Genomic DNA, 12,552 nt, shown 5'->3' on the forward strand with positions numbered 1-12,552 from the left:
ATTATAAATGATTACCTCAGCCTTTAACCCACCCCTAACCGAGACCGTGGAGGGATAGTATCAACCCACCCCCTACCCCTCCAGGGAGAGGAGTTAGAAGTCTGCCTCTGCACCTTTCAAATTGACTCAGAAGCAAAAATATCTGATATTTAAGAATAAATTCGTACTCAAACAACTCCCTAGAAAAATAACATGAAAGAACAACTAGAACAACGTCTAACTGAACTCAAATCTGAATTTGAAGCAGGACAAAAGTACCTAGCAGATTTAGAACAAAAGGAAGCAAATGTCCGTCAAACTTTGCTGCGTATTCAAGGAGCAATTCAGGTTATAGAAGAAGAACTTGCTAAGACAAATAACGACAACACAGAATCGTCTGAAATATCAAAAATAGAACCAGAAATTGTTACTAATGACTCAAGTTCAAGCTAAACCCAAACTGTTGCTCACAACAATAAATTACTAATAACTGAACATGACTGAATATCTTACTATTTCCAATACTCCCCCAGAACATCCAGGGATGAATTTTGCCTTGTTACGAGAAGAAGGTATTAAGCACATCGAACGTCTAGGAGGAAAAATCTGGACAGATTACAATACCCACGATCCTGGTATAACGATTCTAGAACAACTCTGCTATGTCATCACGGATTTAAGCTATCGACTTGATTTCGAGATGAAAGATTTACTAGCGCCATCCTCTGGAGAAAGTAGAAAGCAGTTTTATACAGCTAGGGAAATTCTGACTGTTAATCCTTTAACTATTAATGATTATTGTAAACTTTTAATAGATATTGATGGTGTAAAAAATGCTTGGTTAGAACCGATAAAAAATTCGCAAACGTCAATTTATTACGATCCGAATCGTCATACCTTAACTTTTCAAGATAAAGAATTTACTCAATCGATAAATTTAAACGGACTTTACCGAATACTTATAGAAAAAGACAAAGATATAGATGAAGTAAATATCATAGAAAACATAACATCTCTACTGAATCAGTATCGAAATCTGGGTGAGGATTTTGCCTCTGTTGAAATCTTGCCTATTGAAGAAATAAGTATTCAGGCAGAGATAGAAGTAGAGGGGGTTTTGATGTCAATGAATTAATGGCAAAGATATATTTTGAATTGGATAATTTTATTTCTCCTAACCTGGATTTTTTTGGTTTAACAGAACTACTAGAACAAGGTAAAAGTCCTGAAGTTATTTTTGATGGTCCCCCTCTGGAGCATGGTTTTATTGATGATGAGCAACTTGAAAGTTTCACTAAGAAAAATGAACTCTATACCTCTGACTTAATTCAGATTATTTTAGATATTGAAGGGATAAAAATAGTTAGAAGTATTGCTATCTCCAATAAGGAGTCACCTCAACCAGAAGAATGGGAAGAATGGGTATTAAAATTAGGTTCAAATTTCACTCCTCAACTCCAAGATATAGACAGTTTAATCGCTAATATTACTTTTGATAAAAGACAAATTCCTTCCGTTTCTGAATTAGATAAAGTTCAAAGTTTTCTAGAATCTTTACAACAAGAAAATACAAAATTACTCTCAACGACACAAATCAAAGATATCCCTATTCCAGTTGGGGAATACCGGGAATTATCTGATTATGAATCAATCCAAAATGACTTTCCTGCTACTTACGGTATTGGGGAAATTGGTTTACCACTTTCCGCATCTCCTCAACGCAAAGCTCAGGCAAAGCAACTGCAAGCTTATTTAATGTTTTTCGACCAAGTTTTAGCCAATTATTTTGCTCAATTAGAAAACACGAAAGATTTATTTAATTACCAAACTAACGAAAAAATTACCTACTTTTCCCAAGAACTTGATGGAGTTCCAGGTGCAGTTCAAATTATTAACTCACCCCTACCCCTCCCAGGAGGGGATAATGAGGAGAAGATTAATTTAGATAGAAAAAATCGTTTCCTCAATCATTTAATGGCACAGTTTGCTGAAATATTTACTGATTATTCTTTACTTTTATATAGTTCAATTATCGAAGAGAGTTTCATTGATAATAAAATAACTTTTTTACAAAATTATCCTCAAATTAGCAGTAACAGGAATCAAGCTTTTAACTGTATTAATTCTAGCGAAGTTTGGGATACAGATAACGTATCAGGATTAAAACAAAGGATTTGCAGTTTATTAGGAATTCCTTACGATCAAAGAACTTTAGCTCTCTCTAATCAATCTGATGAAAAAGAAGGATTCCATATTGTAGAACATATTTTACTTCGTCCTCGTCATAGTAATGAACCCACCCATGAAAACCCTAATTTTTTAAATTTTGGTAATCCAATTTCAGAATTTCGAGAAACAGGTTCTGAAAAAATAGTAACTTGTGTTTCTTCGGAACATGGAATTCTAGAAAACGAGCTAATACAAATATTTGAGACAGATTATTACAATGGAACTTATTCGGTTACTAATGTTCAAAAAGACACACTTGATATACAAATAGAAACAGGATTTGTAGTATCAGAAGCAGGACAATGGGTAGAATTAAATCGAATCGTAGATCCTTACTCTTTCCAAATCAGTTTTGTTTTTCCTAGTTGGATAGATAGGTGTAACAATGAAAACTTTCAACAGCTAATTCATAATATTGTTAGTGCAGAAATACCAGCACATATAACCCCTTATTATCACTGGTTTGATAAGGAGAAAATGAAAGATTTTGAAACAGCTTATACTTACTGGTTAAATACAATTGTAGACAATAATTCTGAGTCTAATCTTATTAAGGAGGTTACAAATAATCTGATTAAAGAATTAGAAGTTATTGGTAATATTGAAATAACCGAATTTAATGTCATTGGTTATATGATTATCGGTACAGAAGATGAGCCAAAATACACAGATTTTGTAGTAAGTTAATTAGGGCTTGCTGATTAAATCTAAAAGCATTGACATATAAAGGTTGAGCGCATTTTTTAGTTAAAAAAAGTCCAAGCTTAATGGTCGTAATAGTTCAAAAAATTAGCATTTTAGGCTCATAGTTGCGCAGAATAATCCCTTGATTATTCTTCCTCCTACCTCCTCTATAATTCCCATTTATCCTTTCTTCCCCTCCCCTCCTGGGAGGGGTTAGGGGTGGGTTGTCTCCTGTCTCCTACCCTTACCCATAAGACTTTTTCAGCAAACCCTAATTAAAGTTTTTGTTAGTGAAAGAACAACGACATATTATTAAGAAACAGATTATAGAACTCAATTTAAGTTCACAACAAGGTGCTTTTGAACTGCAAAATGAGGTGAGTAGAATATATCGCCATAAAGTTCTTCCTTTGATTGATGATTTGTTGAGTCAGTTCAGCGATTCAGATACAATACATCGAGTCAATTCCCTAGAAATTAACTTGGGGAATATTGATATAAATTGTTTAGAAGAGGAATTCATTGAGAAAATTTCAGAAGAAATTCAACGGCAACTAGAAGATAAATTTAGCTCTCAAACAGAAATTTTGACGACGACTGTAAATCAAACAGATATATCTCCATTTAGTCAAAAAGATGTTGGAAATAGTCAAAATTTTTCTAGTCAAAAATATAATGACTTTAAGAACTTACAAAAATCTGATGTTGAGAACAATAGCGCATCACAATTAGAAATTTTTAGCTACTTCCTCCAGACAGGTACATTGCCATGGTGGACAGAAAATTTCAGCAAACAAGAACTAGAAGAATATAGCGATCGCCTGATCACAAACTCACCAGATGCAGTCAAGTCTATTATTCTGGAAAGTTTAAAAAATACCAAGCAACTACAACGTCTGATTTACCAATTTTCTGATGCAATACTGCTAAAAATAGCAGGATTATTTAGTGCTGATTTAGTAAAATTTATTGCTAACTATAATACAGACATTAAAGAGATTTTTAAACAACTAGAAGAAACGAAAAATATTCCGGAAGCTAAATTGAAATTGGAGACATGGCAAGGAATATTATTAAGTCTTTCTTCTGAGGGCAATACTAAAGTAGATAAACTCAGATTAATCCAAGCAAATTTATTACATATTGCCACCAGTAATGGAATTAATTATCCTGATTTTTTCAATAATCTTGTCGCTAAAATAGAGAATTTAATTCTAGAAGGAAATAAATTTAAAAGCACACTGCCTGAAATTTTAGATAATATCACAACTTCCAATCAAGATACAGAGTTTATTAGAGAACAAGAACAAGCAAAGTTATTACCAAGAGAATGGCAAAAGCTAAGTCGAAATAGACAGATATCACCCGAAGATAAACAGCAAATCAATCAACTTAATCATCAAATCGAAATATTACTAAATGAAATCAATAATTTAGCTCCTGTAGAGAATCAATTTAACTTGATAAACAGACTTAATCAAGTTTTGCAAATTGCTCAAACCCTGACAATCAAAATCCAACAAGAACTTAATTTCAATCAGAGTACATTTTCAAATTATATTGATACTTTTAGTGACTCTGATGAAATCTATATTCGCAATGCCGGATTAATTTTACTGTGGCCATTTTTGAATTCCTTTTTTGTCAAAATCGGATTAGTACAAAACAACATTTTTATCAACATTATATCTACTCAAAGAGCAGATCTTTTACTCCAGTATTTAATTGATAACTCAACAGAAATACCCGAACATATTTTACCTCTGAATAAAATACTTTGTGGTATAGATTTATTAGAACCTATAGACACAAATTTAGAAATAACTGAACCAGAAAGAGCAGAATGTGAAAACTTGTTATCTGCTGTAATTCAAAACTGGTCAATTTTGAAAAATACATCTGTAGAAGGATTGAGAAAAGCTTTCCTACAAAGAAATAGTATTTTGAAAATTCGTGATGGGAGTTGGTTATTACAAGTAGAACGTGAAACTTACGATATTTTAGTAGATAAAATTCCTTGGAGCATACGAGTTGTCAAACTACCTTGGATGAATAACATTTTATATGTAGAGTGGTAGAATTGAGGATAGACCTACACCCTACATCCCATCTCCTGAGCTAATCCCTCCTGAGTCACCTTCAGGCCTATTCTCACCCAACGCATGGCCAATTCAATCGCCTTTCTTGTGTCGCGATCGCTCCTAGTAGCAGCGTCAGGAGTCAAATCAAAAGCCGTCAACTTCTCAATCTTTACCCCCACAAACTGCTAAGCTGATACTCTAGGTATTGTGAATAATCACCCAACAGATAAACATCCTTTTGCTTATGAGGTTGCAAATGCGCTCTAGGGCATCCCACAAACTGTAATTTCTCACTATCTATAGAATGCTGAATATACTCCTGAAACTCCCCAGTAGGATTAGCAGGATTAGCATATTTACCAGTCGTGGTTAAAGCACGTTTACGACCCCACCCTCAAAGATAATCCTTGGAGAAATTATCCTTTAGCATATCAACCAAATGGAGTTAGTAGTAATGCTTTGGGTATCAACGAACTAGATGCGATCGCTCGTGAAATTCCCTATTATTTTTGGTGGTGGTGCATTGTAATAGTCGTGCATTGTAATTATTTTTGTTACCAGGTACGGTAGTGAGAGTATCTTGCTCCCTCGCGGGCAAGATGCCCGCACTAAAAATCGTTCATCTGCATATACCATTCTATGCAGAACTACCTATTTTTTTGGCATTGCTGAGGGGCGGGATGAATATAAGTGGGGTGGGTATCCTGCCAAGGAGTGAAAATATCAGGAAAATATCAGGAACGGGCAAGATGCCCATTCTACAAGACACAAAACTATTAAAATCATCCCGCATTTATGCTCAGAAATTACTTTTTACTTTTGACTTGAAGAAGACTTTTGACTTAAAAAAAGCGATCGCCCAAACATGATAATATTTAGTATTAAAGCAGATTTGATCTCATGTTCTTTTGGCTTTTTACTTTTGACTTTTGGCTTAAAAAAAGCGATCGCCCAAACATGATAAAATATGGCATTATACATTATTTTTGTATAGACTAATCAACTAAAACTATGCTACAAACCACCAAAAAAAAAGACGTTCAAATTGCCATCATTACTGAAGAAACAAAAGTTCTTCGGTCTCGCACTTGGGATAGACTAAAATTTGAAGTCGAATATTCTCTACAAAAAGGCACTACTGCTAACTCCTATCTCATTCAAGCCGAAAAAACTGCCGTTATCGACCCACCAGGTGAATCATTTACTAAAAACTACTTAGACTCATTGCAACTACGCTTAAATTGGCATCGCCTTGACTATATAATTCTAGGACACTTTAATGCTAATCGTGCTGCTACCCTCAAAGCTTTATTATCCCTCGCACCTCAAATAACTTTTGTCTGCTCAAACCCAGCAGCTTTAAGTCTCAAAGACTATTTTCAAGAACAAGAGTTGAAAATTCAAATAGTTAAGGGTGAAGATACTCTAGACTTGGGCAATGGTCATCAATTACAATTTATTACCACTCCTACCCCTAAATGGCCCGATGGCTTGATGACATACGACCCAAAAACTCAAATTTTGTTTACTGATAAGTTTTTTGGTGCTCATGTTTGTGGAGACCAAGTTGCTGATGAAGGATGGAGTATCTACAGCGAAGACCGACGTTTTTATTATGACTGTCTCCACGCCGCTCAGGCAAAACAAGTGCTTTCTACCCTAGATAAAATTTCTGACTTGAGCGTGAAACTTTATGCTTCCGGTCATGGACCAATGGTACGTTATGGGATGACCGAGTTAACAAATTTGTATCGGAAGTGGAGTCAGGAACAAAATTCGCGAGATTTGAATGTTGCCTTGGTTTATGCTTCAGCTTATGGTAATACTGCTACTATTGCTCAAGCGATCGCTAAGGGTTTAACTAAAGCAGGAGTAGCTGTAGAATCAATTAACTGTGAAGCTGCCACGTCTGATGAAATCAAGGAAGCAATTGAAAAATGTGATGGATTTATTATTGGTTCTCCCACACTTGGCGGTCACGCACCAACTCAAATTCAAACAGCTTTGGGTATTGTACTGAATACAGCTTCTAAGAGTAAATTAACTGGGGTATTTGGTTCTTTTGGTTGGAGTGGTGAGGCCATTGATATTTTGGAAAGTAAGTTAAAGGATGCGGGTTATAAGTTTGGTTTTGAAACTATTCGGGTGAAGTTTAAGCCAGACGATCTGACGCTTCAAACTTGTAAGGAAGCAGCTATTGATTTTGCTCAGACTTTGATCAAGTCTCGGAAACTTCGCGCTCCTAAACCTTCGGCAAGTGCTTCGGGAAGCGACCGCACAGCTCAAGCAGTGGGACGTGTTGTGGGGTCTTTGTGTGTGATGTCTGCCAGACGTGGAGATGTCACCAGTGCAATGTTAGCTTCTTGGGTTTCTCAGGCGACTTTTAATCCTCCTGGGGTGACTATTGCAGTGGCAAAAGACCGAGCGCTGGAATCTTTGACTCATACAGGCGATCGCTTTGTGTTGAATATATTGGCAGAGGGCAAACAATTGAGGAAGCATTTTCAGAAGTCTTTTGCACCAGGAGAAGATCGTTTTGTGGGAGTGGAAACCAAGGAAGCTGAGAATGGTTGCCCGGTTTTGACAGGTGCTTTAGCTTATTTGGAATGTAAGGTGGCAAACCGGATGGAATGTGGCGACCATTGGTTGGTTTATGCAGTAGTGGAGAATGGTCAGGTACTGAATGAGGGAGTAACAGCAGTTCATTTCCGCAAATCAGGTAGTCATTATTAAAACAGTTGTTGGGAAATAAGAATTGAAAAGGCTCAAAAGCTTACTTTATAGAGCTTTCATGGTTTTAAGGCTGAAAAAACACGATCAACTTTTACTAATAAGGGTTTTAGCAATTTTTTTAGCTTATATCATGTCCGGATAATTAGACATCTCTGAAAAAGATATAGACTTTTTGCACATAGGAGGCAACAGGCAACAGCTCCGGAAAGCAACAGGGAATAGATTTTTAGGAAAAATGTACCAAAAATGATTTAGGGAACTGACTTTTACAACTCTAGCTTTTGTTAAATAAAGGGTAAGTTTATTTTCTGGAGATGTCTATTAGTTATAAAAAAACTTTCTCCTCTTCTTTCTTGTTTCCTGTTTCTTTCCTCGTGAATCCTGACTCCGGAGTCCTCAGTCGTTTATTTATAACTGTTCAACCGGACATGATATTACAGCGCTTTTCAAATTGATGAACCATATCTTCACAAGCAAAACCTTGTAGGGAAGTTCCATGGAACGTCCCTACTGTGGTCTACCGTGCAGGAAAACCGCTGTAATTCCCAACAACTCTAGCAATATGATTTTAGTTGTGAGATATTGGAGACTTTTGTTTTAGGTATGGAGGGAATAGGGAATAGGTATGGAGGGGAGAAACGAATACATATAGCGCTGTGCGCAGGGAACAGGCAACAGGGAACAGGGAACAGGGGGAATAAATTGCCGATCATATAAGACTTCTAGCTCTTTTGCCCCTACTACAATTTGTAAATATACCAGCGCTCATTGCTATAAGAATAAGATAACTGCTATATTCTATTCTTTAAAGAAACACCTCAATTCTCACATCTGATTCCTGATTGCTATCTATTAGAAAAAATGCTCGAAGAAGGGGTAAACAAAATTATCAATGTAAGAATTGTGGTCGGCAAGAAGATTGAACATTATCAGGAGATGTTATTTTTACCAATCAAACTACTTATTTATTATTTGCTCATAGCAAAAACTTTCCGATATAATCAGGACTTAACGCATGAGGTACAAAAAACTAGGATTTGAGATTGCTTTCCGTCCCGGAATGCTCCGCAAACCCTGTCGGTCGCTTCGGACAAAAATACGTTGTACTGAGAAGTCCTAATAATCTGAGTCAAATCCTGTAATTCTTTGATTTAGCGATCGCTCTGTTAATTAAAAACCTTTGAATTTTTATTAATAAATAAGGAGTATATATGAACGGAGACTATACATAGGGTTTGCGCTCAAAAGTCTTTTAGTAGGGGTAGGAGACAACCCACCCCTCGCCCCACCCCCTCCCAGGAGGGGAATACAGGAGACAGGAGACAACCCACCCCTCGCCCCACCCCCTCCCAGGAGGGGAGACATGGGAATGAGCGAGGAGGTAGGAGTAAGAATTATCAATTTGGGATTTTTCTACCATAGTCAGCCCAAAATACTAGCTTTTTGCCGCTCTTGGCATCGAAAAGCTGGCACTTTTTTGAACCCCAAAAAGGCTAATACCTTATATTTATCAATACTTTGAGAATTAATCACCAAGCCCTACATAATATAAGGTGACAATTTCTAATTTGTCTACCGATATCTAAAAAATAAGTCTATTGAATGCTGGTTTCTGTGTGCCAAATTTAATTCTGGTGCTTTTATAGCGTGATCAATACGGAAACAAAATTTTGAGTTGGAAGAATTAATTAGGAAAGACAATACATCACTCAAACAAATAAAGAAAGAGAAAAATATGAATATCAAAGCTATTGCTCTGGCATCTGTTATTGGTTTATCTACTCCTGCGGTCGCAGATATTACCTTAAATTCTCATAGTGCTTCTGCAATGCCTACCGACTTTGTCCGTCCAACTGGAGCTTTCATGGATAATAGCGAAAATTGGGTTGTTTGGCTGAAATTAGATGAGTTCGGAAACTATACCTATGAAGCTCAATCTCGAAAAACTGGCGCAACTCTTACTTTGAAAAATGCCTCAATTACAGGGAATAACCAACGCTATACTTATACCTTTAGAAATGGAAGTCACAAATATATTATTGCTCACCGACCTAAAGACCCGTCAATCATCCGCCTGACTGTTGTCAACCCACAAGGATATGTAATATTAAACCGCCTGATGGAAAAGGTTGGTAATGATTGGGATGTCTAAAAACAAAGGAGTGATATTTTTGGCGTTGCTGATTGGTTTTGTTGCACAAAAGATGGTGTTTAGGGTAAGCTCCAGAGCTACAAAGTAGAAATCTAGTAAACTTCCAACTAAGGGAGTTTTTTGCGATTCCGGAACGGATCGCGGAGCGAATCGCTACTTTCATGCAACAAAGCCTAAAATTAGCAAAAAAGTGGTTTTGCTTGTACCGATCGGTTGACAACTCAAGTATTGCCCAAGTATAGCAATAATACATGGGAATTGGTATGATTTGCATTGATCCTGACTCCTGAAGACTGACTGCTACCCCTAGCAAAAGACTTTCCATAAGCAAACCCTAATTATTTAACCCAATATAGCGTTTCCCAAGCTAATAAGGTACAGTTGTTTTTCTTCTTTATCGATTCCTACAGAACCAGAATTACTACTCCCTACTCCCTAAAACCAAGGAATTTTGTACCTCACAAGTATGGGAATTGCTATATGATATTACATCAGCAACTAATATAGCGCTGTGCGCAGGCAACTGGTAATAGGCAACAGCTCCGGAAGGGGGAATAAAAAGCTGATAAGATAAGACTTTTAGCTATTAGACATCTGGTAAAAATCCAAAATCAAATCAATTCTCACACATAAATTATCAATTATTTCCCCTCCTGGGAGGGGGAGGGGCGAGGGGTGGGTTCCCTACTGCCTACAACAAAGCTGCCTACTCCCTCTTTTGGAGGAGATGTCTATTGGACAGTTCCTGTAATTTGTAAATATGCCAGCGCACATTGCTATATCATGTCCGGATAATTAGTGATCAAAAAACTTTCTCCTTCTCTTCTCCTTTCTTCCCTCCTGACTCCTGAGGACTGACTCCTCCGTCGTTTATTTATAACTGTTCAAGCGGACATGATATAACTATAACTCAACAAGATATGATAATAAAAACTAAACAGTTGTTCAGGAGGATATAGTCTATGACATTGCTATTAGCTGGTGACATTGGCGGTACTAAAACAATACTACAATTGGTGGAAGCTAAACGAGAAGAATCCAAGGGGACTGTGGAATTTAAGAGCCTTTATGAGAATCGTTACTCTAGTCACGATTTTCCAGATTTAGTACCTATAGTACAAAAATTATTGGCAGAAGCAAATGAGAAATTGGGACAGCAATTACAACCAGAAAAAGCTTGTTTTGCGATCGCTGGTCCGGTCGTCAATAATACTGTTAAATTAACTAATCTACCTTGGATGCTAGATGCTAAACTGCTAGAAAATGAGTTAGGGGTATCCCAAGTTAGCCTGATCAACGATTTTGAAGCAGTGGGTTATGGAATTTTGGGCTTAACTGACAATGACTTGGAGACTTTACAAGTTGGCGAACTTCAAGGTGATACTCCAATAGCTGTAATTGGTGCAGGCACGGGATTAGGGGAATGTTTTTTAATTCGAGGATCAGGAACAGTTAGAGTTTACGCCACAGAGGGGGGTCATGCAGATTTTGCACCACGCTCTGAGTTAGAATTTGATCTATTAAAATATTTGTTAGCAAAGCATAATATAGACCGAGTGTCCGTAGAAAGGGTGGTTTCAGGCATGGGAATTGTGGCAATTTATCAATTTTTACGCGATCGCAAATCTGCTGCTGAATCTCCTGAAATAGCGGAATTAGTAAGAAAGTGGGAAACAGAAATTGGCTCAAGTGAAATTACAGTAGATCCAGGTGCAGTTATTGGGAAAGCTGCATTAGAAAAGAGCGATCGTTTGTGCGATAAAACTTTAGAGCTGTTTGTGGGAGCTTATGGAGCGGAAGCAGGTAATTTAGCATTGAAACTTTTACCTTATGGTGGTTTATATATAGCAGGTGGTATCGCTGCTAAAATCCTGCCACTGATGAAGTCAGGTACTTTTATGGAAGCTTTTAACCATAAGGGGCGAATGAGAGTATTGTTAGAAAAAGTACCCGTTCATATTGTGTTAAACCCTAAAGTGGGATTAATTGGTGCGGCAATTCGTGCTTCTAATTTATAGGCAATGATACTAAGTAGGGGAGTGGGGGAGATTAAATATTGGACGTTGGTGATTTGAGATATGATATCATGTCCGGATAAGAGCGTGATAGAACTCCGTGACCTTTACGCAACCAAAAAACTTTCTCTTCTACTCCTGTTTCTTCTTATTTCTTCCCTTCTAACATTGAGTTTCTTAAACATTACTTCCAGCTTGGACTTCAAGTTGTGCCATAATATTCTGCACTTCATATCATGTCCGGTAGCATCGGTATTGTATAGCTAAGGTAAGGAAGAAGGAAGAAGGAAGAGGGAAGAGGCAGGAAGGCTAAAGTTAAGAGCAAGAAAAAACTTAAATTTCCTATATATATTCATATATTCATGCTTGGGTTTACACAAACGATACAAACGGACATGATATCAGTGTAAACTTGAGCGGTTTGGGTTTCATCTTCAAGACGTACAACCACTGCATAAGGTACAGAGTCAGGATTTTGATGCCCCCATTTTTCGTATGCTGCAATAGCTAATGTATAGCACTGTTTGCTATATTCAGACTTGTGTTTTTTCCCTCACGAGGTGACAAGCTAGTTGAAAGCTATATAGAGAAAGGAATTTGCCTTCGGGAGCTGAAAAATATTTCAACAAAAAGAAAACGCTTATTGAGAATGGAAGGGGTGTAGTGCGTTCGCTGCGCG

Annotated in this window: 8 protein-coding genes; 7 read left to right on the plus strand and 1 reads right to left on the minus strand. The window is 37.0% G+C overall.

The genetic code is table 11. The annotated features are described in order from the left end of the window. Positions 1-192 precede the first annotated feature (192 nt). From F6K27_RS06510 to F6K27_RS06525, 4 genes are all read left to right on the plus strand, one after another. Entirely contained in the window at positions 193-432 is a 240-nt protein-coding gene (locus F6K27_RS06510; protein WP_287277852.1) for a hypothetical protein, read from the plus strand. A gap of 43 nt (positions 433-475) precedes the next feature. Continuing rightward, complete coding sequence (locus F6K27_RS06515) at positions 476-1,114, plus strand: hypothetical protein (protein ID WP_287277850.1); 639 nt, start codon at positions 476-478, stop codon at positions 1,112-1,114. Further along, positions 1,114-2,895: a hypothetical protein gene (locus tag F6K27_RS06520; RefSeq protein WP_287277848.1), complete on the plus strand. Its 1,782-nt coding sequence runs from the start codon at positions 1,114-1,116 to the stop codon at positions 2,893-2,895. Before F6K27_RS06515 ends, F6K27_RS06520 begins: the two co-directional genes overlap by 1 nt. A gap of 287 nt (positions 2,896-3,182) precedes the next feature. Further along, positions 3,183-4,970, plus strand: a complete 1,788-nt coding sequence (locus tag F6K27_RS06525) for a contractile injection system tape measure protein (RefSeq protein WP_287277846.1) — start codon at positions 3,183-3,185, stop codon at positions 4,968-4,970. Positions 4,971-4,984: 14 nt separating this feature from the next. On the opposite strand, the gene F6K27_RS06530 is transcribed toward F6K27_RS06525, so the two are convergent. Beyond that, positions 4,985-5,152, minus strand: coding sequence for a hypothetical protein (locus tag F6K27_RS06530; protein ID WP_287277844.1), 168 nt, complete (start codon positions 5,150-5,152; stop codon positions 4,985-4,987). Positions 5,153-5,984: 832 nt separating this feature from the next. Here F6K27_RS06530 and F6K27_RS06535 point away from each other — a divergent pair. The 3 genes from F6K27_RS06535 to F6K27_RS06545 all read left to right on the plus strand — a co-directional run bounded on the left by F6K27_RS06535 (position 5,985) and on the right by F6K27_RS06545 (position 11,876). Continuing rightward, entirely contained in the window at positions 5,985-7,706 is a 1,722-nt protein-coding gene (locus F6K27_RS06535; RefSeq protein WP_287277842.1) for a diflavin flavoprotein, read from the plus strand. A 1,735-nt stretch (positions 7,707-9,441) separates the two neighbouring features. Continuing rightward, positions 9,442-9,858, plus strand: a complete 417-nt coding sequence (locus tag F6K27_RS06540; protein ID WP_287277840.1) for a hypothetical protein — start codon at positions 9,442-9,444, stop codon at positions 9,856-9,858. Between the two features lie 962 nt (positions 9,859-10,820). Continuing rightward, positions 10,821-11,876, plus strand: coding sequence for a glucokinase (locus tag F6K27_RS06545; RefSeq protein WP_287277838.1), 1,056 nt, complete (start codon positions 10,821-10,823; stop codon positions 11,874-11,876). Positions 11,877-12,552: the final 676 nt, after the last annotated feature.

This window comes from Okeania sp. SIO2F5, from assembly GCF_010692685.1.
Taxonomy (GTDB): Bacteria; Cyanobacteriota; Cyanobacteriia; order Cyanobacteriales; family Microcoleaceae; genus Okeania; species Okeania hirsuta.